The organism is Micromonospora sp. WMMD812 (genome assembly GCF_027497215.1).
Lineage (GTDB): Bacteria > Actinomycetota > Actinomycetes > Mycobacteriales > Micromonosporaceae > Micromonospora.
The window spans coordinates 39099-62693 of sequence record NZ_CP114904.1; the positions used below are offsets into that span (position 1 = coordinate 39099).

A 23595-nucleotide genomic window follows, 5' to 3' on the forward strand; every position below is an offset into this window, starting at 1 on the left:
CCCCGCCGCTCCGCGCGGCGTACGAGAATCCTGGAAGAGATCTCGGGGGAGCGTGTCGGATCGAGGCAGCGGCGTTCGTAGCAGGGGTGGAAGGCGGCCCGAGGGGGCGGCCACACGACGACAGGAGATGGTCTCGATGGCGCAGTACCTGATGTCCGTGCTCGACGACACGGCCGGCTTCGCCACCGCGGCGGAGCAGGCCGCGATCGACGCCTTCAACGAGCAACTCCGGTCCGACGGTCACTGGGTCTTCGCCGGCGGCCTCGCGTCGCCCAGCACGGCCACCGTCGTCGACGGCCGGGACGGGGAGGCGGTGTTCACCGACGGGCCCTATGTGGAGTCGAAGGAGCACATCGCCGGCTTCTGGATCATCGAGGCTCCCCACCTCGACGTGGCGCTCCGGCTCGCCGCCCTGGGGTCGAAGCACTGCAACCGGAGGGTCGAGCTCCGGCCGTTCCTGGGATGACCGACGTCGGCGAGGTGATCACCCGGGTCCACCGCGAGGAGTGGGCCCGGGTGGTCGCGACCCTGGCCCGGCGCCTGGGGGACCTCGACATCGCCGAGGAGATGGCCGCCGAGGCGTTCGCGGCCGCCGTCGAACGCTGGCCGGTCGACGGCGTCCCCCCGAGCCCCGGCGCGTGGCTCACCACCACCGCCCACCGTAAGGCCATCGATCGGCTCCGGCGTGAGGTCAGGCGCGAGGAGAAGCACAGAGAGGCGCTGATGCTGTCCGACATCCCTGAGCCGCTCGGCGCCATCGACGACGACCGGCTCCGCCTCGTCTTCACCTGCTGTCACCCCGCGCTCGCCATGGAGGCGCGGATCGCGCTGACCCTGCGGATGGTCGGCGGGCTCACCGTGCCCGAGATCGCCCACGCGTTCCTGGTCCAGGAGACCGCCGTCGGCCGGCGGATCACCCGCGCGAAGGCGAAGATCAGGGCAGCCAGGATCCCCTATGGCGTGCCGTTGCGTGAGGACCTCCCGGCCCGGGTCACCGGGGTGCTCGCCGTCCTCTTCCTGATCTTCAACGAGGGCTACCTCGCCTCGGACCCCGAGAAGGAGCCGGTCCGCGGCGACCTGACCGCCGAGGCGATCCGGCTGACCCGGCTGGTCCGTGCCCTGCTGCCGGCGGACGGCGAGGTCGCCGGACTTCTGGCCCTGATGCTCCTGACGGAGGCCCGCCGGGCCGCGCGGGTGTCGGCGAGCGGCGAACTCGTCGCCCTCGGCGAGCAGGACCGCGGCGCCTGGGACCGCGAGCTGGTCGCCGAGGGCCACGCCCTGGTCCGTGCGCGCCTCGCCTCCGGCCAGGCGCCGGGGCGTTACCAGATCCTCGCCGCGATCAACGCCGTCCACACCGACGCCCGCGACGTTCGTGACACCGACTGGTCGCAGGTCGTCGCGCTCTACGACCAACTGGTCCGCCTCGATTCCTCGCCGATCGTGCGGCTCAACCGGGCGATCGCGGTCGCCGAGCTCGACGGCCCGGAGGTCGCGCTGGCGGAGGTGGACGGTCTGCCGCTGGAGGACTACCACGCCTACCACGCCACCCGCGCCGACCTGCTGCGCCGGCTGGGACGGAGCGAGGAGTCACGGGCGGCGTACGACCGGGCCATCGGGCTGGCCGGCAACACCGCCGAGACGAAGTACCTCATCCGTCGCCGCGACCAACTGGCCGGCCCGTGACCTCCCGAAGGTGCGGGCTGCCCCGCACCTGCTCCCGCCTCCGGTGGGGGCGGTCCCTATGATCCGGCGTATGGCGTTGCTGCACCGGGCGGAACTGCGCCCCACGAAGCTGGAACTGCTCGCCGCCTGGCTACCGGGCCGCGCCTGGTTCGGGGGAGAGGCCGGCGCCGACCTCGAGCGCGTGGCGGCGTACCGCTTCGACGACCCGGCCGGCGAGGTGGGGATCGAGACGCTGCTGGTCCGCGCCGGCGCCGGGCCGATCCACCAGGTGCCGCTCACCTACCGGGGCGCGCCGCTGGACGGTGCGGAGCCGTGGCTCGTCGGCACCTGCGAGCACTCGGTGCTGGGCCGGCGCTGGGTGTACGACGCCTGCGGCGACCCGGTCTACGCCGCGGCCCTGGCCAGCGCGATCCTTGCCGACACCGGCCAGGCGGAGGAGTACTTCGAGGTCGACGGCCGCCGCGAGGGGCGAGCGCCGAGCATGGCGATCACGGTCGAGGGCGCCCATCGGGCCGACGTCCCGCAGATCCGTTCGATCGACCGCGTCGAGGACGGCGACCCGGTCCGCATCGTGACCGAATCCGTCGAACTCGCCGTGGTCCGGCGGGTCGGTGCGCACACCGACCTCCCCGGGAGCCGGCTGGCCGGAACGTGGGCGAACCAACCCACCCCGCTGCCGCTGGCGTACGCCTCGCTCCGCTGACTCGCGTCCACCGGCCGCCCTTAGCTGATCTTTAAGTAACGGGCCAATCGGTTCACCCGGCGGGCGATGCTGGGCAGACTGGGCCAATGCCCGCCGCCGAGCCGCCCGCACCCGCCGTTCCCCGCCGCCGTACGCAGGTGCTCGTCGCGGTGGTCGCCGCGCTCGCCGTGGTGGTCGCGGCCGGAGCGTGGTCGTTGCAGGGCCGACTTGTCGGCGGCGGCGGTGCGCCGGAGCGGGGGGACGGGGCCGTGTCCGGCGCCGGGCCGGCTGGCGAGGCTGGGACGTGCGCCGGACGGACGGCCCAGGCACCGCGCGAGTTGCGCGGGATGTGGATCACGACGGTCAACAACATCGACTGGCCGAGCCGGCGAGGGTTGCCGGCCGAGACGGTGCGCGAGGAGTTCCGGGGCTGGCTGGACCTCGCCGTGCGGCGCAACCACAACGCGGTCTTCGTGCACGTGCGGCCGAGCGGGGACGCGCTCTGGCCGTCGCAGTACGCGCCGTGGTCGGAGTGGCTGACCGGAGAGCGTGACGGACGCGACCCGGGCTGGGATCCGATGGAGTTCATGGTGGCCGAGGCGCACGCCCGCAACCTGGAGTTCCACGCCTGGTTCAACCCCTACCGGGGTGGGCAGCCGGCCACGGTGGGTGGGCCGGGGCCGCGGCTGGACCAGCTCGCGCCGACCCATCCCCTGCGGCAGCACCGCGACTGGGCGGTGACCTACCCCAGCGCCGACAAGCCCGGCAGCCGCCTCTACTTCAACCCGGGCATCCCCGAGGCCCGCACGTTCGTCGAGGACTCGATGCTGGAGGCGGTCCAGCGGTACGACGTCGACGGGGTGCACTTCGACGACTTCTTCTACCCCTACCCGGAGGCGGGACAGGACTTCCCCGACGGCGCGGCGTTCGCCCGGTACGGCAAGGGTTTCGCGGACAAGCACGCCTGGCGCCGGGACAACGTGAACACGCTGGTCCGCGAGATGAGCGAGCGGATCAAGGCGATCAAGCCGTGGGTGAAGTTCGGGATCAGCCCGTTCGGTATCTGGCGCAACAAGCGCACCGACCCGGCCGGCTCCGCCACGGCCGGGTTGCAGAGCTACGACGACATCTACGCCGACACCCGACTGTGGGTGCGGGAGCAGTGGCTGGACTACATCGTGCCGCAGCTCTACTGGCACATCGGATTCGGCAAGGCCGACTACGCGAAGCTGCTGCCCTGGTGGGCGGCCACGGTGAAGGGCACGCGGGTGCAGCTCTACGTCGGCCAGGCCGACTATCGGGTCGGGGAGCGGGGCGCCTGGCGCGACCCGGCCGAGCTGGACCGGCAACTCGCCCTCAACCGCCGGCACGGCGTGAGCGGCAGCGTGCACTTCAGCGCCAAGCAGGTCCGCGCCGACAAACTCGGCGCGGTCAGCCGGTACAGCGACGCGCACTACGCCGGCCCGGCGCTGGTGCCCGCGATGGCGCAGCTACCGGCGGCGCCGCCGGAGGCGCCCACGATCACCGGGGTGCGGCGGGAGAGCGCCGACGGGGTGACCCTCACCTGGCGTGGCGACGTCGCCACGAGCTTCGCCGTCTACCGGGTGGACGGCGACACCGCCCGACTCGTCGGCACGACTCGGGGTACGAGCTGGGTCGACCGCGGCGCGCCGGCCGACCGCCCCGGCTCCTACTGCGTGGGCGGGTTGGATCGCAGTGGAAACGAGGGGCGGCTCAGCGCGGCCGTACCCGTCGTCGCGCGGTAGCGCGCCGCCTCCTCGCCGGCCGCGAGGTGACGGACGTCGCCAGCCAGCGCTGCCGGCGGGCCGTCGCCACCCAGTGAACTTCCTCTTGACGGCCCATCGCGTCTGGGCCACTATCCCTACATGTCAGATAGGAAATACCGAGAAGGGCGCGCCGCATCGCGCGGACGTGCGCCGAAGGAGCTTGGGTTTCCCGTGCGGACGAGAGGCACGCTCGCCGTCGCTCTCGCCCTCGTGGCCGGGCTGGCACTGTCGGCCTGCGGGGGCGGGCCGGCGGCCGGTGGCTCGACGACGCTGAGCATCGTCGGTTACGCGGTGCCCGAGGCCGCGAACAAGGCGATCGCCGCGCAGTGGAACAAGACCGACGCCGGCCGGGGGGTCAGGTTCCAGACCTCGTACGGCGCCTCCGGCGACCAGAGCCGGGCGGTGGTCTCCGGTCTCAAGGCCGACTACGTCCACTTCTCGGTCACCAGCGACGTGACCCGACTGGTCGACTCCGGCCTGGTCGACGCGAGCTGGGACGACGGCCCCACCAAGGGCATCGTCTCGTCGTCGGTCGTCGTCCTGGCCGTGCGCAAGGGCAACCCGAAGAACATCCAGGGCTGGGACGATCTGATCAAGCCGGGCATCGGCGTCGTCACGCCCAACCCCGGCTCGTCCGGGGCCGCCCGGTGGAACGCCCTCGCGGCGTGGGGACACATCGCCGCCAACGGCGGCACCGACGCCCAGGCCGAGGAGTACCTGACCAAGCTCTTCGCGAACGTGGTGGCGCTGCCCAACAGCGGCCGGGACGCCACCACCGCCTTCCTCGGTGGCACCGGCGACGTCCTGCTCGCCTACGAGAACGAGACGATCCTGGCCCGCCAGAACGGCGAGGAACTCGACTGGATCCTGCCCGCGACGACCATCCTCATCGAGAATCCGGGCGCGGTGCTCACGAACGCGAACCCGAAGGCGAAGGAGTGGCTCGACTTCGTCCTCGGCCCGGAGGGCCAGCGGCAGTTCGCCCTCACCGGTTTCCGGCCGATCATCGACGGCGTCGACACCACCGGGGTGAAGGGCGCGATCGACCCCGACAACCCGTTCCCGGCGCCGCAGAAGCTGCTCACCGTCGAGAAGGACTTCGGTAGCTGGTCCGAGCTGTCCGAGAAGTTCTTCGACGAGAAGGACGGCATCGTCACCACGGTCATCGCGGCGTCCGGGAAGGCGAAGTGACCTCGACGGCACTCGTGGCGGACCGGCCGGCGGACAACCGCCGGGCGGCCCCCGGCCTGCCACTGGGCCGGGCTTCCGGCCTGGGGCTCGGGGTGGCGATGCTCTGGTTCAGCCTGCTCGTGCTCATCCCGCTGGCCGCCGTGGTCGTGACCGCGTCGCAGGGCGGCTGGGGCACGTTCTGGGACACGGTGACCAACGAGCAGACCTCGGCCGCGATCCGGCTCACCATCGGCACCGCGTTCCTGGTGACGCTGGTCAACATCGTGATGGGCACGCTGATCGCCTGGGTCCTGGTGCGCGACCGGTTCTTCGGTAAGCGGCTGCTGGAGATCCTCATCGACATCCCGTTCGCCCTGCCGACGATCGTCGCCGGCCTCGTGCTGCTGTCGCTGTACGGCCCGAACAGCCCGCTCGGGATCGACGTCGCCAACACCCGGGCCGCGGTGTTCCTCGCCTTCCTGTTCGTGACGCTGCCGTTCATCGTGCGCACCGTGCAGCCCGTGCTGGCCGAGCTCGACCCGGAGGTCGAGGAGGCCGCGGCGTCGCTGGGCGCCAGCCGGCTCGCCACCCTCCGGCGGATCATCCTGCCGAGCCTCACTCCGGCCATCGCGGCGGGCGCGGCCCTGTCGTTCGCCCGTGGGGTCAGCGAGTACGGCTCGCTGGTCCTGCTCTCCGGCAACCTGCCCATGCGTACCGAGGTGGCGTCGGTCCGCATCCTCAGCAGCATCGAGAACGACAACTCCGACAGCGCGGCGGCGGTCGCGGTGGTCCTGCTGGCCATCTCGCTCGCCGTCATCGTCGTGCTCGACGTCCTCCAGCGGAGGGTGATGCGCCGTGGCTGAGCGCGCCACCGCCACCCACGCCGGCCGGCGCGGCCCCGGCCGTCATCTGCTGCGCCTCGTGGTCGCCGCCTACCTGTTCCTCCTTGTGGCGTGGCCGCTCTACCTCGTCGGGCGCAACGCGTTCGCGGACGGGCTCATCGATCTGAACGCGATCCTCGCCGATCCGGACGTGGTGCACGCGTTGCGGCTCACCGTGGTCATCGCGGTCGTCGCCGTCGTGATCAACACCGTGTTCGGCGTCGGCGTGGCGATCCTGCTCGTCCGCTATGACTTCCCCGGCAAGCGGCTGCTCAACGCCCTACTCGACATGCCGCTGTCGGTGTCCCCCATCGTCGTCGGTCTCGCCCTCGCGCTCGTCTACGGCGGCCGCAGCGGCTGGTTCGGGCCGACGCTCGAAGCCGCCGGAGTGCAGATCATCTTCGCCGTGCCGGGCATGGTGATGGCGACGGTGTTCGTGGCGTTGCCGCTGGTCATCCGGGAAGTCGTGCCGGTCCTCGAAGAGGTCGGCGACGAGCAGGAGCAGGCCGCCCGCAGTCTCGGCGCCAACGCCCTACAGACGTTCCGTCGGATCACCCTGCCCTCGATCAAGTGGGGCGTGATCTACGGGGTCGTGCTGAGCCTCGCCCGCTCGCTGGGCGAGTTCGGGGCCGTCAAGGTCGTGTCCGGCAACGTGCTCGGCCAGACCCGCACCGCCACCCTCGTGGTCGAGGAGAAGTACCTGAACTTCGACAAGAGCGGCGCGTACGCGACGGCCTTCCTCCTCGCCCTCGTCGCGGTGGCGAGCATCATCGTCGTGTCCGCCGTCCGGCCGAAGGAACCCCGGTGAGTATCGAGATCGCGAACGTCGGAAAACGTTTCGGGGGATTCGTCGCGCTCGACGACGTGTCGGTGAGCATCCCGTCGGGCCAGCTCACCGCCCTGCTCGGCCCCTCCGGGGGCGGGAAGTCCACGCTGCTGCGCATCGTCGCCGGGCTCGAACGCGCGGACACCGGGCGGGTCGAGATCGAGGGCGTCGACGCCACCAACCTCGCACCGCGGAAACGCAACGTCGGCTTCGTCTTCCAGCACTACGCGGCCTTCAAGCACCTCTCGGTGCGCCGCAACGTCGCCTTCGGGCTGGAGATCCGCAAACGTGGCAAGGACGAGATCCGCCGACGCGTCGACGAACTGCTCGCCCTGGTGCACCTGGAGCAGTTCGCCGACCGGTTGCCGTCCCAGCTGTCCGGCGGCCAGCGCCAGCGCATGGCCCTGGCTCGCGCGCTGGCCGTCGAGCCGGCGGTGCTGCTGCTCGACGAGCCGTTCGGCGCCCTCGACGCGAAGGTCCGCAAGGAGCTGCGCGACTGGCTGCGCCGGCTGCACGACGAGGTGCACGTGACCACCGTCTTCGTCACTCACGACCAGGAGGAGGCGCTGGAGGTCGCCGACGAGATCGTGGTGATCAACGAGGGTCGGGTGGAGCAGATCGGGTCGCCCGACGAGCTGTACGACAACCCGGCGAACGAGTTCGTCATGCGCTTCCTCGGCCCGGTGACGCAACTCGGCGACCAGCTGGTCCGGCCACACGACCTGCGGATCCACACCGGCGACGCGGATCCGACCGGCGTTTCCGGGCGGGTCACCCGGATCACCCGCGTCGGCTTCGAGATCCGGGTGGACGTCACCACCGCCGCCGACCAGGTCGCCGCCGTGACTCTCACCCGCAACGAGTTTCTCGCCCTCGGCATCGAGACCGGCGCCGTGGTGCAGGTCCGGGTCGCGCCGAACAGCCCCACCACCACGGTGGCAACGCCCCGGGAACTGCCGTCCACCGCACCCAGCCTTGCCGGATCGCGCTGATCCACCGCCGCCCCGGCGCTCGGGGGAGCGCCGGGGCGGTGGTGCTCAGTGATAGCCGAACACCGGGGGGAAGACCAGGACCACGATCCAGGCCCAGACGGCGTACACCGGGAGGTAGGCGGTCTGCCAGCGCTCGAGCGCCGCGAATGGTCTCCGTCGGCGGACGAAACCCAGCACGAGCCACGCCGACCAGGCGAGGTTGGCCAGCAGGATGGCGTTCTCGCCGAGCGCCGCGGCCTTGTTGGGGGTGGTCCCGTACTCGGTGATGCGTCCGGTGATCTCCACCAGCACCAGCACGTCGATGACCAGTGCGCTGACCACGAGGGCGAGCTGCAGCTTGTCGAACAGGCCGGGCGGGGCCAGCGGATCGCGGGCGGAGATCGCGTAGAGCAGCAGACCCAGCACCACGACCAGCAGGAGGTCGAACAGGATCAGCGCCTCCCGTTCGACGTCGATGCCGGCGGTGGTGACACCGAGGGCGACGAGGAAGGCGAGCAGCGTCGCGGTGAACAGCGGTGTGAACAGTCGGGTGAGCACCGGGGCGATGTTCTCGACGACGCTCTGCTTGGCCTCGACGAGCCACCCGGCCACCACCACCGCGGCGGCGGCGCCGCAGGGGATCAGCCACCGGGAGACGAAGCCCTCCGGGGAGATCCCGATGGCCTCGAAGGTGCCGAACGTGAACGCGGTCAGCACGCCGCCACCGAGGGCGATGAGGACGTAGTAGACGAACCATTCACCGGTGAAGCGGATGAAGTCCATGCGCCGGCGTGACGAGTGAAGATCGTCGGCCACGTAGGCCACGCCGACCACGATCCACAGCGCGAGGGGGAGATGGATGCTGGTCACGACCACCGACTGGGAGTCGTCCGCCAGTGGATAGACGTTGGCCGCGACGGCGCCCAGCGCGAACAACGCCAGCAGCACCCCGATCAGCGCCCGTCCGGCCCGACGGCGCCAGGCCAGGAAGGCGGCCAGCCAGGGCAGCGCGAACAGACTGGCGTTGGGACCGTAGAACGCGGCGTCGTGTTCGAGGCTCATCCCGAACAGCTCCGGCACCTTGACCGACGCCGCCGCGCCCGCCGCGCAGATGATCAGCGCGATCAGGTCACGCCGCGACCGGCTGTCCGTTCCCGGGCTGTCGGTCTCGCCGGTCAGCACCAGTTGCTTCCAGAGCCGTTCGGAATGCTCTCGGGCGAACTCGCGGGACAGGTCGTTCAGGCTGCCCATGCGCTTGACCGCGACCAGGAACGCCTCGTCGGCGTGGAGGCCGACGGCGATGAGCTCGTCGACCGATCCCCGGAGATGGTCCTCGAGCTCGTCGGCGTCGGACTGGCGCAGCTCCGGGCGGCGCTGCACGTGTTGACGCCACTGGGCGAACTGCGTCTCCAGCTCGTTCCGACCGTCTGGCGCCGTCATGCCAGGCCCTCCAGCGGGATCGCCGTCAACGGCCGGAAATCGCCGGAGCCGAGCCAGACCTGCTTGAGCGCGTCCACGACGGTGTCCCACTGCCGGCGCTGCTCGGCGAGCTCGGCCATGCCGCTGCCGGTGATGCGGTAGTACTTGCGCCGCCGCTCCCCGGTGGCCGACTGCCAGCTCGACTCCACGTGCCCGAGGCGCTCGAGCCGGTGCAGCAGCGGGTAGAGCAGCCCCTCGGTCCACTCCAGCTCGCCGCCGGACAGCTCGTTGATCTGCCTGAGGATGGCGTAGCCGTAGCTCTCACCCTCGGCCAGGATGCCCAGCACCATCGGTGTCGCCGAGGCAGCCACGAGATCCTTGGTGACCCTCACGAGACCTCCTCCCCACCTATACCCTAGATCTATGATGCATCGTAGTTCTAGGTATTGAGCGACACAAGGCGGGTACCGCGACGCCAGCCGCCGTGCCGACCGGTCCGGCATCACCGGCGTCGGACACCGTCACCCAGCACGGCACCGGTCGATACGACCCTCGATCCCTGCCGGGCGTCCACTGTGGCATCATGGCGGGCTCATGTGCGATCTTGGCGCCGGAGCATCCTGGGAGATTGTGTGCGTGGACCAGCGCGACGACTGACCATCTCGATCCTTGCCGCCACTGTCGCGGCGGTGACGTTCGCATCGCCCGCTCGGGCCGCGACGAATCCGTTCACCGCGGCGCAGGCCTGCAACAACGACTTCGGCGGCTCGTGGGCGTACGCCAGTGACGGCCACCGGTCGATCACCGCGCCGGACGGCACCAAGGTGGGCGACGTCTACCTCATGTACAACAGCGCCACCGCGTACAACTGCGTCGCCACGCTCAAGCGGGTCGCCGTCGGCTCGACCACCGGCGTCTCCGCCGGGATCCGGGTGGAGGGCGGTTCCTGGGTCTACGACTCCGGAAACTTCAAGTACTACGCCGCCATCCAACGCTCCGCCCGCGACAAGTGCGTGATGTACAGCGGTGAGGTCCTCTACTTCACCAGCTGGCAGAGCGCCGGCCGGTCCAGCTGGGGCAACTGCGGCTGAGCCGCGTCTGGCCCGGACTTACCCCCGACGGTGGGGGCGGGCCGGGCGGCGGTGGGTGCGGTGATGCAGACCCTCACCCGTAATCCGCTGGCCGACCCGTACCTGCTCGGGGTCTCGTCCGGAGCGTCACTCGGCGCCGTCGCGACCCTCGTCGTCGGCTTCGGCGGCGGGGTCGCCGCGCTCACCGGCGGCTCCTTCGCCGGCGCGCTGGCCGCGTTCGCCGTCGTGGTGGCCGTCGCCGGCCGCCGCGCGGCGCTCGCACCGACGACATCTGGTACGCGCACGTCGACCCGGACCTCGCCACGCGCGTCGCCGGCGAGCATCTTCTGGGTGGACGGCCGGTCAACGACCAGGGACCGAGGAGGCCACGCTGACGTCACCGGCCTTTCCCCGCCGCGCTGTCCAGGCGCCGATCGCCAGATCCAGGGCGAGGAAGGCCAGCACGGTCACCCCGAACAGCGGCAGCGCCCACCCGATGGCGAAGACCGCCGGCACGCCGAGGGCGATGCCCCAGCCCGGTAGCCGCTGCCAGGCGCCTCGGGCGGGTGCCGTGCCCACGAACGCCCGGCGGTCGGTGCGGGTGGGGCGCCGCTGCCACCACATCCGGTAGCCCCAGACGATGACACACAACAGGCCGACCGCGAGCGCGGCGAGCAGGATCTGGTTGACCGGCCCGAACAGCAGGCCCATGTGTGCCTGTACGCCGAGGCTGCTCAGCTGCGCCAGCAGCGGCCAGGAGGCGAAGTCGCTGCGCGCGGTCACCGTGCTGGTGGCCGGGTCGACCGCCACGCGGTCCTTGCGTACCGGCCACACGTTGTCGACCTGTGTCACCGTCCACGCCGACTGCGCGTCGGCGGGAGGCGTGATCTCGACCGGGCCGTGCAGGCCCGCGTCCCGGGCTATCGCGAGCACGGGATCGGTGAGGGCGGGGTCGACGGGCGTGGCGTCGCCGGCCGCGGTCGGGAAGCCGCCGTGGTGGCCGGTCCCGGTCGACGTCGCGGCGGCGCCGGGCAGGACGGCGGACAACTCGGGGCTCCGCGAGTTCAGCGCGTCCAGGCCGGCGCCGAAGTTCTCACCCGCGTAGCGGGACCAGGTGAGCCCCGTCGCCGACAGGACCAGCAGCCCGACCGCCAACCACAGCCCGGTCGCCGCGTGCCAGCCACGCGTGCGGCGTACCCCGCGACGGGCGGTGAGGTCAGGGCCGAAGAGTCGGCGCAGCCGGCCGACGCCGGGGCGCTGCCGGCGCCACCACAGAACGATCCCGCCGAGGACCAGGACCCACAACCAGCTCGCGGCCAGCTCCGAGTAGTGGCGGCCGACCACGCCGAGGTGCAGGTTTCGGTGCAGGTCGTCCAGCCAGGTCGTCACCGGCGTCGACCCGAACCAGGTCGTCAGCGTCCCTTTCACCTGGGCGGTGAAGGGGTCCACGAAGACGGTGTGCTGCTTCTCGCCCAGCCCCGGAACGTCGAAGACCACTCGCGTGGTCGTGTCCCCGTCGCCGGGTGCCACGGTCGCCAGTGTGCCGTCCGGGTGAGCCGACCGGGCCGCCGCCACCTGTTCGGCCAACGGGCGCGTCGGCCCGCCGACCTCGTCAACGAGCAGCTGTTCGCCGTAGATCACCCGGTCCACCTGCGGGGTGACGGTGTACGCCAGCCCGGTCAGCGCCGCGACCACCAGGAACGGGGCGACCAGGATTCCGGCGTAGAAGTGGATGCGCAGCAGCAGCCCACCCCAGGCCGTGGCCGCGGCGGCCGAGGCCGAGGGCGGGGAAGCCGGGGCGGGTCGTCTGTCGGTCGTGGCGGTCATGCGGGCCGTCCGATCTCTCCGGGACAGGGCGTCGGAAGCGGTAGTCGGACGATCCGGTCGATCAGTTCCCGCTCGGTCGCCGCGATCTCCGGAAACAACCGTTCGGGGGAGTCCGGGAACCAAGCCGGGATCGCGGCCGACTGACACACGGTGGCCGGACGGACCGGTTCCACGTGATCCGAGAAGCGAGGACGACCGTCATGAATCGGTCCCTGCTCGTGCGCCTGGCCGCCATCGCCGCCGGCGCCGCCGCGCTCACCGTCGCGGTCGCCGGCCCGGCGTCCGCGCACGTCACCGTCAACCCGGGCACCGCCACGGCGGGCGGCTGGACCACGGTCTCGTTCCGGGTACCCAACGAGAAGGACGACGCCGACACCACGAAGGTCGAGGTGAACCTCCCGACCGCCACCCCGATCGCCTCGGTGTCCCTCAAACCGGTGGCCGGTTGGACCGCCACCACCGAGACGACGAAACTCACCGCGCCGATCAAGAACCACGACGGTGAGATCACCGAGGCGGTCAGCAAGATCACCTGGACCGCCGGCTCCGGTGCCGCGATCAAGCCGAAGCAGTTCCAGGAGTTCGACGTGTCCCTCGGTCCGCTGCCCGCGGCCGACCAGGTGGTGTTCAAGGCGCTGCAGACCTACTCCGACGGCGACGTCGTCCGCTGGATCGACGAGCCAGCCCCGGGCCAGGAGCCGGAGCACCCGGCCCCGGTGCTCAAGCTCGCCGCGGCCGACGCCGACACCGCCGCCGCGTCGGCCCAGCCCGTCCCCGCCGCGGCGACGTCCGGCGACGACAGCGGCACCGGCGACGGCTACGGAATCGTCGGTATCCTGCTCGGCCTCGCCGGTCTCGTCGCCGGTCTGCTGGGCTACCGCCGCGCCGGGCAGCCGCGCTGAGCCCGCGCCTCGCCGGTGCCGGCCGGGCTGTCCGGCCGGCACCGCAGGTCCCCGGGTCCCGCTGGTCGCGACGGTGCGATCTCAGCCGACCCGTCCGCGCACCGAGGGCCGGCGGCCGTCGAGGGCGACGACGAGATCCTCCCGAGCCCTGGCCACCCGGGAACGGATCGTGCCGACCGGGCAGCCGCACACCTCCGCCGCCTCGGCGTACGAGAGGCCGACGATCTGCGTGGCGACGAACGCCTCCCGCCGATCGGCGTCGATCGTCAGCAGGACGGCCTCCAGCGCGACCACACCGTCGAACCCGCTTCCCGCGTCCGCCGGGTCGTGGCGCTCGGACAGGGGAACGGTTCGCGGGCGCGACGTGGTGGCCCGGATGTGGTCGACCACCACCCGCCGCGCGATGCCGAGCAGCCACGTCCGGGCCGACGCGCGCGCGGCGAACGTCGGCAACGACCGCACCGCCCGCAGGTAGGTCTCCTGAGTGAGATCGTCGGCCTCACCCGGACTCGACAGGTGACCGACGAACCGCCACACCTGACGCTGGGTGGCCTGGATGAAGCGGGTGGCGGCCTCCCGGTCGCCACGACCCGCAGCGAGCGCCCACGCCGTCACCGCGGCATCGTCGTCCCTCACCCGCCGCCCCCGCTCGACCGTCGCGGGCGGCGCAATGATCGCTGCATGCACCAGTAGTCGTGCCGGGAGTCCCGAAAGTTCCCCGCCGGTTGGTCAGCCGGTCGGGGCGCGCATGCGCCACGCGTCGGTGACGAGTTCCGTCAGGCGCTCGACGTCGACCTGCGCCAACCGCAGCATGACCAGCGGCAGCCCGTCGTACGCGGGCGTGGTGAAGAAGACGTCGGGCTCGCCGAGGAGCAACGCCTGCTTCTCCGCCTCGTCGCCGACGTAGAGCACCGCGATGTCGGTGCGGATGACGGGTTTCGCGCCGGGTCTGCGTTCGGGATAGGACCAGACGAAACCCTTGTCGGCGACGCGGAAGTCGAAGCCCTCGCTGTCGATCTCGACCACCTGGGGCAGCGCGAGCGCCAGCCGACGGACATCGTCGGCGTCAGCCATCGAGGTCGCTCCCGGACACCGCCCCCTGCATCCGTACAGCCTAACCACCGCGCCGCCGCGCCGGCCGCCGGGACTCGGCGACGAGATCATCCGCCCGCCCGACCGGCCATCCGCCCGCACCCGCTGGGCCGCCCCAGGTCCTCACCGCCGGCGCTGACGTCAGCGGAGCCGGACGACCAGATCGGCGACGTCAGCGAAGACCCGGCCGCCGGCCGCCGCGGCGGCCGGCGAGATGGTGTCGAGGGTGAGGAATCCGTGCACCATCCCGGGCTCGCAGCGGTGCCTGACCGGAACGTCGGCCGCCGCCAGCCGGGCCGCGTACGCGTTGCCCTCGTCCCGGAGCGGGTCGTGCTCCGCGGTGACGACGACGGCGGGCGGCAGCCCGCCAAGGTCGGCGGCGAACAGCGGACTGACCCCGGCGTCGGCGCGCCGGGAGGGGTCCGGGACCCACTGCTCGGCCCCCCAGGCGACGTCGTCGGTGCTCAGGCCCCAACCCGTGGCCTTCGTCCGCGCGCTGGGACAGGAGAGCGTCAGATCGGTGTTGGGATACACCAGGATCTGGGCGGCCGGCAGTGGGCCGCCCTCCTCGCGCAGGCGCAGGCAGGCGAGCGCGGCGAGGTTCCCGCCGGAGCTGTCGCCCATGACGACTGTCGGGCCCCCGACGGCGGCGCTCGAACCCCCACCCGTCACCGCCCAGCGGAGGACGTCCACGCAGTCGTCGACGGCGGCCGGCCACGGGTGCTCCGGAGCCCGTCGGAAGTCGACGCTCAGCACGGCCGCACCGGTCTGGACCGCCAGGCGGCGACATGCTCGGTCGTGCGACTCAAGGTCGCCGATCGTCCACATCCCGCCGTGCAGGAACACCACCAGCGGCTGCGCCGCCGCTGACGGCCGGTAGAGGCGCGTCCCCACGGCGGTCGACCCGACCGTCAGATCCTCCACCCGGGCGATCTCAGGGCCTGGCGGGCGTGCGCCGACCCGGAGCCGTTGTGCACGTCGCAGCTCCGCCGCTCCGGCAGCACGGGCCGGAGGTCCGGGGTCCTGCCGAACGGCCTCGATGAAGGCGGCCAGTTCGGCATCGGCGAGGGAGGAATCGATCGGTTCGGCCACGTGGGCCAGGGTCTCATGATCCCTACCAGGGCCCTCGTTTGGCGGTACGGCAGCAGGGTAGTTGGGTCGTTGTGACCACACCTGAGCACAGCCGGCGGCAGCAGGAGCGCGCGCTCGAGAGCGGCGAGGTGTATCAGGACGCCGAGGGGCGCCGCACCGCGGACCCGGGCGCGGGGGCCGCGCACGCCGACAGCGAGGCCGACCGCAACGCCGAGCACCTGAGGCGCGGCGAGGTCGGTCCGGGCGTCCCGGAGGAGTAGCCGGCGGGTGCCGCGGCGGCCCCCGCTGCGCGGCCGAGTACGTGTACCAGCACGACGCGGACCGACCCGACCAGCGGCCAGGCCACCTCCTACGGCGTCGCGGCTCGCGCGGCGGCGACGATCCGCCCACGCTCGGACTCCGGAAAGCGGTCGAGCATGGCGCGCACCTCCTCGGCGCTCACGTTGGCGCCGAACAGCTCGCTGCCCGGCTCCAGCCGTACGGCCTCGGCGAGCGGGCCGGCAACGACCGGGTCGAAGCCGAGCGCGTCCACGAGGGCGGCGACCGCGGCCACGTCGGCGGGATCGTCTCCCGCGATCGCGATGGCCTTGCGGCCGGCCGTTCCGGTCGGCCGCGCCTCGTCCTCGAGATCGTGGTACCCCATGTGGTTGAACGCCTTGACGACGCGGGAGCCGGGCAGGAACGCCTGGATCGTCTCGCTCGACGAGGTTCGCGGGTCGGTGAGGTCGTCGCGGATGCCGTCGATCTCCCACCAGTAGTTCATGGCGTCGACGACGAGCTTGCCGCGCAACGCCTCGGCCGGGATGCCGCGGTACTTGCCCAGCGGTAGGGCGAGGATGACGACGTCGGCGCCGGCCACGGCGTCGGCGGCGCTGGTGGCGACCGCTCCGGGTGTGAGCACCTCGACGGTGAGGGCGATCTTCGCCGGGTCGCCGGAGCCGGCGACGAGCACCCGATAGCCGGCGGCGAGAGCGAGCCGGGCGAGCACCGTACCGACCTTGCCGGCGCCGAGGACACCGAGGGTCTGCGGCCCGTTCAGGGCGCTGTCGTTCATGTCTTCCTTCCAGGTGCCGATGCGGCGTGGGTCCGGTCAGCCGGCCAGGATGTCACGGACCATGGGGATCACCTTGGTGCCGTACAGCTCCACAGCACGCATCCGGGCGCTCACCGGCTGCGCCCCGGCGGTGTAGATGAGGTCGAACCGGCCGACGCCGAGACTGCGGATCGCGCGGGCCATCCGGCGGGCCACGGTCTCCGGCGAGCCGATGTAGAGGGAACCGCGCTCCACCTCGGAGTCGAACTCCGCGCGACGGATCGGCGGCCAGCCCCGCAGCGCCCCGATCCGGTCCCGCATGACCCGGTAGTACGGCCAGAACACCTCCTTCGCCTCCTCGTCGGTGTCGGCGACGAAGCCCGGCGAGTGCATCCCGACCGGGTGCGCCGTCGTGCCGAGCTGGTCGGCCGCCCGCCGGTAGAGGTCGATGTACGGCGCGAAGCGGTCGGGGGCGCCGCCGATGATGGCGAGCATGAGCGGGAGGCCGTAGCGGGCGGTGCGCACGACCGACTGCGGCGAGCCACCGACACCGACCCAGGTGGTGAGGCGCCCCGACTCGGTCTTGGGAAAGACGTCGGCATCCTTGAGCGGGGCGCGCAGCGTGCCGCTCCAGGTGACCGGCTCCTCGTCCAGCAGCTTCACGAACAGCTCGATCTTCTCCTCGAACAGCGTGTCGTAGTCCGCCAGGTCGTAGCCGAACAGCGGGAAGGACTCGGTGAACGAGCCGCGCCCGAGGATGACCTCGGCCCGCCCGTGGGACAGCGCGTCCACCGTGGCGAAGCGCTGGAACACCCGGACCGGGTCGTCGGAGCTCAGCACCGTCACCCCGGAGGCCAGCCGGATGCGCGACGTGCGGGAGGCGATCCCGGCCAGCACGGTCTCCGGCGTCGAGATCGAGTATTCCGGCCGATGGTGCTCGCCGAGGGCGATGACGTCGACGCCGAGCTGGTCGGCCAGCACCGCCTCGTCGACGACCTGCCGGATCGACGCGGCGTGCGACAGCGGCTTGCCGGAGTCGTCCTCCGGCACGTCGCCGAAGGTGTCGAGGCCGAACGTGAGATCAGACATGGGTGGGCTCCTTCGCCAGCAGCTCCCGGACCCGCGGCGCGACCTCGCTGCCGAGCAGCTCGATGGTGCGCGCGCGTGCCTCGCGAGGCAGGTGCATGATGTCGTACTTGAGGTCGAAACGGCTCAGGCGCAGGTCACGCGCCACCGTGGCGATCTTGCAGGCGACCGTCTCGGGTGACCCGACGAACAGCGCTCCGTGGTCGATTTCGGCCGTGTAGCGCGCCCGGTCCGGTTTGTAGAAGCCGCGTTCCTCGGCGAGTCGCGCCACGACCGGCTGCCAGTACCGCCACCACGTCTCCACCGCCTCCTGGTCAGTGTCCGCCACGAGGCCGAGCGAGTGTTGCCCGATCGGCTGCGCGGTATGCCCGAACTGCTCGAGCGCCTGGTGGTAGAGCTCCACGTGACCGGCGAACCGCTGCGGCCGACCGCCGATGATCGCGAGCATGAGCGGAAGCCCGTAGCGGGCGGCGCGGATCACCGAGTTCGGGCTTCCGCCGACGCCGATCCATGTCGGGATGCCACCCGGCCGCATCCGCGGGTGCAGCCGCTGCCGGACCAGGGGATGGCGTACGGTTCCCGACCAGGTCACCGATTCCTCCCGCTGGAGCCGGACGAACAGGTCGAGCTTCTCCTCGAACAGCCGCTCGTAGTCCGCCAGGTCGTACCCGAACAGCGGGAACGACTCGGTCGCCGACGCCCGTCCGAGCACCAGCTGGGCGCGGCCGTTCGACACCGCGTCGAGGGTCGCGAACTCGTGGTAGAGCCGTACCGGATCGTTCGTGCTGAGCACCGTGACCGAGGTGCCGAGGCGGATCCGCTCCGTCGCCGTCGCGGCCGCCGCGAGCAGCACGGGCGTCGCCGAGTCGTTGTGGCCCTCCCGGTAGTGCTCACCCAGGCTGAACACGTCGAGTCCGACCGACTCCGCGAGCCGCGCCTCGTCGACGAGAAGCCGCAGGGTTTCGGCGTCGCTCAGGACGCGGTCGCCGTCGGTGGCCACCTCCCCGAACGAGTTGAGCCCGAGTTCGAAACGCTCGGTTGTCATCGTCTTCCTCCTCACACTCGGTCCCTGTGGGCCCCTCGCCGGCAGGGAGCCGTCGACGATTGACATGTCAACACGGTAGCTTGTAATTGACATGTCAATCCAGGAGGGGCCGATGACGAAGGACACACCGCGGCCGAGAGGACGCCAGCTGCCGACCGCGGAGGAGCTACGGATCTGGCGCGACTTCATCGAGACGACGGACGTGCTCCGGTCCCGGATCGCGTCCCGCCTCCAGAGCGACTCCGCGCTCTCGCCCGGCGACTACGCCGTCCTGCTCGCCCTCAGCGAGGCGCAGGAGCGGCGGCTGCGCTCCTCCGAACTCGCGACACACATCGGCTGGGAGCGCAGCCGGCTCTCCCATCACCTGGGGCGGATGGAGCGGCGGGGGCTCATCCGCCGGCAGGAGTGCGCGACCGATCCCCGGGGCGCCGAGATCCTGCTCACGCCGACCGGGGCCGAGGCCTTCCAGCGGTCCACCGTTCCGCACCTGCGCGCCATCCGCGAGCTCTTCGTCGACGCGCTCACGCCGGATCAACTCCTCGCGGCGGGCGAGATCGCGGCGGCGCTCGGCGCGCACCTCGGCCGGCGCCGGGAGGAATGATCCCCGGGCGCCCGGGAGCGACCGGCCCGAGCTAATAGTAAAGATTGTGAACAGAAGGTGTTACAGTCACTCCTGTCGATGTGCTGCCGAGCCATCGGCGCGTGCCATCCCCCGGAAGGAGTGATCAGATGTCGAGACTGCGAGCCCTGGTCGCGCTGGCGGCACTAGCTGTCGCCGGCGGACTGGTGGCGGTCCTCCCGTCGACCCCGGCCTCGGCTGCGGCGTGCGCGGCAGCGTGGCAATCCTCAGCCGTCTACTGGGGAGGCGACCAGGCCTCCCACAACGGCCGCAACTACCAGGCGAAGTGGTGGACCCAGAACGAGGCGCCGCCGGGCACCACCGGCGTCTGGCAGGATCTCGGCGCGTGCGGAGGTGGAACGACGCCGCCGCCCACGGGCGGCTGCAACCACCCGAACTGGGTCGCCGGCACCTGGTACCCCGCCGGCAGCATCGTGCGGTACACCAACGGCCTGTACTACGTCGCCGAGCACGACAACCCGGGCTACGACCCGATCATCAGCACCTGGTACTGGGAGCCGTACACCTGTAGCGGCACGCCGCCCACCACCCCGCCGCCCGGCCCCGGCGGCTTCGTGGTCACCGAGGCCCAGTTCAACCAGATGTTCCCGAGCCGCAATTCCTTCTACACGTACTCCGGACTGGTCGCCGCCCTCAGCGCGTACCCGGCCTTCACCAAGACCGGCAGCGCCACCGTCCAGCGCCAGGAAGCCGCGGCCTTCCTGGCTAACGTGCACCACGAGACCGGCGGGCTCGTCCACATCGTGGAGCAGAACCAGGCGAACTACCCGCACTACTGCGACCCCGGCCAGCCCTACGGCTGCCCCGCCGGGCAGGCCGCCTACTACGGGCGTGGGCCGATCCAGCTGAGCTGGAACTTCAACTACAACGCCGCCGGAAACGCCCTCGGGCTGCCGCTGCTGACCAACCCGTGGCTCGTGCAGAACGATGCCGCGGTGGCCTGGAAGACGGCCATCTGGTACTGGATGACCCAGAACGGGCCGGGCACCATGACCGCCCACAACGCGATGGTCAACGGCGCCGGGTTCGGCGAGACCATCCGCAGCATCAACGGCTCGATCGAGTGCAACGGCGGTAACCCCGCCCAGGTGCAAAGCCGCGTCACCAAGTACCAGCAGTTCGTCGGCGTCCTCGGCGTGCCGGCCGGGGCGAACCTCTACTGCTGACCCGGAGCCGGGCCTCGTCGCCGCCGATCGAGGGCGACGAGGCCCGGCATCCGGACCGGGTCAGGCGATCCGGTACGCCCGCAGGATGGTCTGCGTCACCGTGTTGCCGGCGGTGTCGGCGGCCGTCAGGCGTAGCGACACGAAGCCGGGCCGGCGCGGGTGGGCGATGAGAGCGACCCCCCGGACGACCGGCAGCGGGACCCAGGTCCGTCCGTCGTCGAACGACGCGGAGACACCGAGCGTCCGGTTGGGCGCGGCGGTCGAGCCCGCCTGCCGGTCCAGCGCCACCGGGATGGTCATCGCCCGGCCCGCCCGGGCCGTGTTGGTGTCGTCGAGCACGGGTGTCGGCCGGGCCGTCGTGAGGGGCAGCCGCTCCGGCTTCGTCGTGTGCGCGGAGGTGAAGGTCCAGGCCACCGAGACCGACGTCGACAGGGTGTCCGGGGCCCCACGGGCGACGGTCGCCTCCAGGCGGTAGGTCGCCTTGCCGGCGGGCACCGAGAAGTCCGCGTACGGGCCGTCCGCGGTGGCGATCTCCGCGCCGTTGCGCGACAACCGGAGCTTGACCTGCAGGTCGTCCCGGCTGGCCGGGCGGCCCGTCGCGTCGCCGAACAGGGGCGGCGAGGCGACCGAGATGGTGTCGCCGTCACGACCCGCGTATCCCAGCGGCGACCAGGCCGGGGCCCCTCCCATCGTGGGCCCGAAGGGCGCCGCGTTCCAGGTCTGGGTGTACGTCCGGCCCGGCTGGAAGGTGGACTCCTGCGTGGTGACGTTGTCGCCCTCGACGACCGTGGACGTCCAGACGATCCCGCCGTCGGTGTTGTAGTACTCGGTGGCGTGGAACGGCAGGTCGACCGACGTGCTCGAGCCGATCGGGCCCGGGCCGCCGGGGGACGCCGCACGGTGGAACCGGACGGCGGTCGCGGTGGTGGACTGGCTCCGGTAGGTCGCCTTGACGGTGGCGAGGTTCTTCGGCGACAGCTTCCTGTCCAGGCCGGTGAACATGTCGCCCTGACGCACGTACGCGAGGTCGTACGTGTAGGGGCTGTTCCGGAAGGTCCCGTCCGGACCGGGGCGGGCGAGCCCGATGCCCAACGTCGCGGCGAACTCGGGGGCCGCGACGGCCGGCCCGATCCGGCCGAAGAACACGTCCGCGAAGGACGCTCCGCTGAGCTGGACGCCCGGGTAGCGCAGGCCGTCGTCCCAGTTCGCGCTCACGTTGATCGAGAGCGGTGCGGCGTCCCGCTGGGGCACGGTCAGCGACACCGGCCGGGCCGTGCGGGCGTCGAGCGCCTCGGTGACCGGGCCGCGCACGTCCAGGACCGGCTGCACGAGCAGGGTCGACGTGTCGCCCTCGTGGATGGTGCTGTAGAGCGCGTAACGGCCCTTGGGCAGCCGCAGGGTGCCGCCGCCCGGTTGGCCGTCGAGGGTGGTGAACTCACCGGTCGCCAGGTTCGCCGCCACGGTGCGGTACTCGGTGGCCGGTCGGCCGTCGCGCCCGGTGTGGTCGAGCCGGGCGTCGTAGCTCTCGATCTCCCGGTTGAGCGCGAACGGAGTGCGCACCCGCAGGTCCCCGGCGCCGGTCGCGGTCAGCGCGCCCTGGTAATGGCCGTCGGGCGCGTCCACCCGGGTGTCCACGGTGACCGTCGCCTCGGCGCGGCCGCCGGCCGGCACCACCAGGGTGGCCGGGCTGACGGTGATCATGCCGGCCGGGGCCGGGGCGACGGTCAGGGACAGGGTGACCGGCGTGGCGCCCGTGTTGTGGTAGCCGACGACCTGTGAGATCGGCGCGTCGTCGGCGTGGGGCCAGCGCTGGACCGGGAAGTCGATCGCGGCGACGTCGGCGGCGACCGGCTGGGCGACCGCGCGGCCGATGTCCAGCCGGCCCGCGCCCTGCTCGTAGAGGCTGTCCTCGCCGGTTGGCTTGGCCGAGTCCATCAGGGCGGCCTTGAGCTGCGGGCCGGACCAGTCCGGGTGCTGTCCGGCGAGGATCGCGGCCGAACCCGCCACGTGCGGGGTCGCCATCGACGTGCCCGACATGGGGACGTAGCCGCCGCCGGGAGCGGCCGCCACGATGTCGACGCCCGGCGCGCTGATCTCGGGCTTGATGTGGTTGTCGCCGAGGCGGGGACCCCGGGCGGAGAAGTAGGCCCGCTGGTCGTCGGCGTCCACCGCGGCGACGGCGAGGGCGTCGTCCGCGGTGGCCGGCGACATGACCGACTTCGGCTTGCCCTCGTTACCGGCGGCGACCACGAAGAGTGTGCCGTACCGGTGGCTCAGGTCCTGGACCGCGGTCTCCAGCGGGTCGAGCCCCGGCGCGTCGGTGCCGCCCAGGCTCACGTTGACCACCCGGGCCTGCGACGCGGCCCACTGCATGCCGGCGATGATGTCCGAGTCCTGGCACTCGTTGGTGGCACAGACCTTTCCGACGACCAGCTTCGCGCCGGGGGCCACACCGCGGTACCGGCCGCCGGAGGCGGCGCCGCTGCCCACGATGGTCGATGCCACGTGGGTGCCGTGGCCGACCGTGTCACCGGGGTCGTTGCCGCCGGTGAAGTCCCGGATCGCGACGAGGTGTCCGGCGAAGTCGGGGTGGCTGGCGTCGATGCCGGTGTCCAGCACGCCGACGGTGACGCCGGTGCCGTCGAACCCGGCCTGCCAGGCCGCCGGGGCGCCGATCTGGGGCACGCTGCGGTCCAGGGTGACCCGGCGCTTGCCGTCGAGCCAGACGTGGGTGACTCCGGCGGCGAGCGAACGCGCGGACGGCGTGCCGCCGGTGAGCGAGGACCAGAGTCTGACCCGGTCGTCCCGGTCCGCCCGCACGGCCAGCGCGTGGGCGGCGGGCAGGTCGGCGTGCACCCGGGCGCCGCCGGCGGCGGACCGCGCCTGGGCCGCACCGTTCTCCGGGTACGCGACCAGCAGTGGCAGGTCGGCCGTCCGGTCGTCGTAGCCGAGCTCGCCGAGCGCGGTGAGGTCGAACAGCCGCTGGTCGAGCTTCCCGTCGCGCAGCAGTGGCAGCGCGTCGACCGGGACGACGTACTGGTGGCCGCCCTCCCGGCTGGTCACGAACCGCATTCCCGCCCGCCCCGGTCCCCGCTGGATCGTCGGGTTGCCGTCCGCGTCCAGCGACACCTGATCCCCGGTGATCAACGTGAAGGTGCCGCCCGGTCGGGAAACCGGCACCTCCGGCTTCTCCCGCGCGCCCGCTGGGGAAGCCGTCAGGCCC

23 protein-coding genes and 1 pseudogene are annotated in these 23595 nt (G+C 72.0%); 14 read left to right on the forward strand and 10 right to left on the reverse strand.

The window, feature by feature from the left end; all coding sequences use genetic code 11:
* Positions 1-136: 136 nt before the first annotated feature.
* From O7603_RS00135 to O7603_RS00170, 8 genes are all read left to right on the forward strand, one after another.
* Positions 137-466, forward strand: a complete 330-nt coding sequence (locus O7603_RS00135; RefSeq protein ID WP_281573601.1) for a YciI family protein — start codon at positions 137-139, stop codon at positions 464-466.
* Positions 463-1683, forward strand: coding sequence for a DUF6596 domain-containing protein (locus O7603_RS00140; protein ID WP_281573602.1), 1221 nt, complete (start codon positions 463-465; stop codon positions 1681-1683). The genes O7603_RS00135 and O7603_RS00140 overlap by 4 nt, the downstream gene beginning before the upstream one ends.
* 70 nt (positions 1684-1753) lie before the next feature.
* Complete coding sequence (locus tag O7603_RS00145; RefSeq protein WP_281573603.1) at positions 1754-2386, forward strand: hypothetical protein; 633 nt, start codon at positions 1754-1756, stop codon at positions 2384-2386.
* A gap of 86 nt (positions 2387-2472) precedes the next feature.
* On the forward strand, positions 2473-4131 hold the full coding sequence (locus O7603_RS00150; RefSeq protein ID WP_281573604.1) for a family 10 glycosylhydrolase: 1659 nt from the start codon (positions 2473-2475) through the stop codon (positions 4129-4131).
* Positions 4132-4323: 192 nt separating this feature from the next.
* The gene (locus O7603_RS00155; protein ID WP_281573605.1) at positions 4324-5343 is read left to right on the forward strand and encodes a sulfate ABC transporter substrate-binding protein; all 1020 of its coding nucleotides are present in this window, start codon (positions 4324-4326) and stop codon (positions 5341-5343) included.
* Entirely contained in the window at positions 5340-6185 is an 846-nt protein-coding gene (gene cysT, locus O7603_RS00160; protein WP_281573606.1) for a sulfate ABC transporter permease subunit CysT, read from the forward strand. The genes O7603_RS00155 and cysT overlap by 4 nt, the downstream gene beginning before the upstream one ends.
* Positions 6178-7011, forward strand: coding sequence for a sulfate ABC transporter permease subunit (locus O7603_RS00165; protein ID WP_281573607.1), 834 nt, complete (start codon positions 6178-6180; stop codon positions 7009-7011). The genes cysT and O7603_RS00165 overlap by 8 nt, the downstream gene beginning before the upstream one ends.
* Positions 7008-8021, forward strand: coding sequence for a sulfate ABC transporter ATP-binding protein (locus tag O7603_RS00170; protein ID WP_281573608.1), 1014 nt, complete (start codon positions 7008-7010; stop codon positions 8019-8021). Before O7603_RS00165 ends, O7603_RS00170 begins: the two co-directional genes overlap by 4 nt.
* Positions 8022-8066: 45 nt before the next feature.
* On the opposite strand, the gene O7603_RS00175 is transcribed toward O7603_RS00170, so the two are convergent.
* A complete protein-coding gene (locus tag O7603_RS00175; RefSeq protein WP_281573609.1) occupies positions 8067-9440 on the reverse strand; it encodes a permease prefix domain 1-containing protein in 1374 nt (457 codons plus the stop codon).
* The gene (locus O7603_RS00180; RefSeq protein WP_281573610.1) at positions 9437-9811 is read right to left on the reverse strand and encodes a PadR family transcriptional regulator; all 375 of its coding nucleotides are present in this window, start codon (positions 9809-9811) and stop codon (positions 9437-9439) included. The genes O7603_RS00175 and O7603_RS00180 overlap by 4 nt, the downstream gene beginning before the upstream one ends.
* Before the next feature lie 297 nt (positions 9812-10108).
* Between O7603_RS00180 and O7603_RS00185 the strand changes: the two genes are divergently transcribed.
* Both O7603_RS00185 and O7603_RS00190 read left to right on the forward strand, forming a co-directional pair.
* Positions 10109-10510 carry a hypothetical protein gene (locus tag O7603_RS00185; RefSeq protein ID WP_281573611.1) on the forward strand — a complete coding sequence of 134 codons (402 nt, stop codon included), beginning with the start codon at positions 10109-10111 and terminating at the stop codon, positions 10508-10510.
* Between the two features lie 30 nt (positions 10511-10540).
* Positions 10541-10759 (forward strand): annotated as a pseudogene (locus tag O7603_RS00190) (iron chelate uptake ABC transporter family permease subunit); the annotation flags it as partial.
* A 93-nt stretch (positions 10760-10852) separates the two neighbouring features.
* Here O7603_RS00190 and O7603_RS00195 read toward each other — a convergent pair.
* Positions 10853-12316, reverse strand: a complete 1464-nt coding sequence (locus O7603_RS00195; RefSeq protein ID WP_281573612.1) for a PepSY domain-containing protein — start codon at positions 12314-12316, stop codon at positions 10853-10855.
* 200 nt (positions 12317-12516) lie between these two features.
* Between O7603_RS00195 and O7603_RS00200 the strand changes: the two genes are divergently transcribed.
* On the forward strand, positions 12517-13218 hold the full coding sequence (locus O7603_RS00200) for a YcnI family protein (RefSeq protein WP_281573613.1): 702 nt from the start codon (positions 12517-12519) through the stop codon (positions 13216-13218).
* Positions 13219-13299: 81 nt separating this feature from the next.
* Here O7603_RS00200 and O7603_RS00205 read toward each other — a convergent pair whose 3' ends face one another.
* From O7603_RS00205 to O7603_RS00215, 3 genes are all read right to left on the reverse strand, one after another.
* Positions 13300-13854, reverse strand: a complete 555-nt coding sequence (locus tag O7603_RS00205) for a sigma-70 family RNA polymerase sigma factor (protein ID WP_281573614.1) — start codon at positions 13852-13854, stop codon at positions 13300-13302.
* 93 nt (positions 13855-13947) lie between these two features.
* The gene (locus tag O7603_RS00210; RefSeq protein ID WP_281573615.1) at positions 13948-14292 is read right to left on the reverse strand and encodes an MmcQ/YjbR family DNA-binding protein; all 345 of its coding nucleotides are present in this window, start codon (positions 14290-14292) and stop codon (positions 13948-13950) included.
* 159 nt (positions 14293-14451) lie between these two features.
* Complete coding sequence (locus O7603_RS00215; protein ID WP_281573616.1) at positions 14452-15234, reverse strand: alpha/beta hydrolase; 783 nt, start codon at positions 15232-15234, stop codon at positions 14452-14454.
* A 239-nt stretch (positions 15235-15473) separates the two neighbouring features.
* Between O7603_RS00215 and O7603_RS00220 the strand changes: the two genes are divergently transcribed.
* A complete protein-coding gene (locus tag O7603_RS00220; protein WP_281573617.1) occupies positions 15474-15662 on the forward strand; it encodes a ribonuclease in 189 nt (62 codons plus the stop codon).
* Between the two features lie 89 nt (positions 15663-15751).
* On the opposite strand, the gene O7603_RS00225 is transcribed toward O7603_RS00220, so the two are convergent.
* The 3 genes from O7603_RS00225 to O7603_RS00235 are packed head-to-tail and all read right to left on the reverse strand — an operon-like array spanning position 15752 to position 18566.
* Positions 15752-16477, reverse strand: coding sequence for an NAD(P)-binding domain-containing protein (locus tag O7603_RS00225; protein WP_281576911.1), 726 nt, complete (start codon positions 16475-16477; stop codon positions 15752-15754).
* Positions 16478-16492: 15 nt separating this feature from the next.
* Positions 16493-17524, reverse strand: coding sequence for an LLM class flavin-dependent oxidoreductase (locus tag O7603_RS00230; RefSeq protein ID WP_281573618.1), 1032 nt, complete (start codon positions 17522-17524; stop codon positions 16493-16495).
* Entirely contained in the window at positions 17517-18566 is a 1050-nt protein-coding gene (locus tag O7603_RS00235) for an LLM class flavin-dependent oxidoreductase (RefSeq protein WP_281573619.1), read from the reverse strand. Before O7603_RS00235 ends, O7603_RS00230 begins: the two co-directional genes overlap by 8 nt.
* Before the next feature lie 112 nt (positions 18567-18678).
* On the opposite strand from O7603_RS00235, the gene O7603_RS00240 reads away from it, so the two are divergent.
* The gene (locus O7603_RS00240; RefSeq protein ID WP_281573620.1) at positions 18679-19167 is read left to right on the forward strand and encodes a MarR family transcriptional regulator; all 489 of its coding nucleotides are present in this window, start codon (positions 18679-18681) and stop codon (positions 19165-19167) included.
* A 128-nt stretch (positions 19168-19295) separates the two neighbouring features.
* Positions 19296-20372: a glycoside hydrolase family 19 protein gene (locus O7603_RS00245; RefSeq protein WP_281573621.1), complete on the forward strand. Its 1077-nt coding sequence runs from the start codon at positions 19296-19298 to the stop codon at positions 20370-20372.
* A 60-nt stretch (positions 20373-20432) separates the two neighbouring features.
* Here the strand turns inward: O7603_RS00245 and O7603_RS00250 are convergent, their stop codons facing one another.
* Positions 20433-23552 (reverse strand): S8 family serine peptidase, encoded by a 3120-nt coding sequence (locus O7603_RS00250; protein ID WP_281573622.1) that lies wholly within the window; start codon positions 23550-23552, stop codon positions 20433-20435.
* Positions 23553-23595 lie beyond the last annotated feature (43 nt).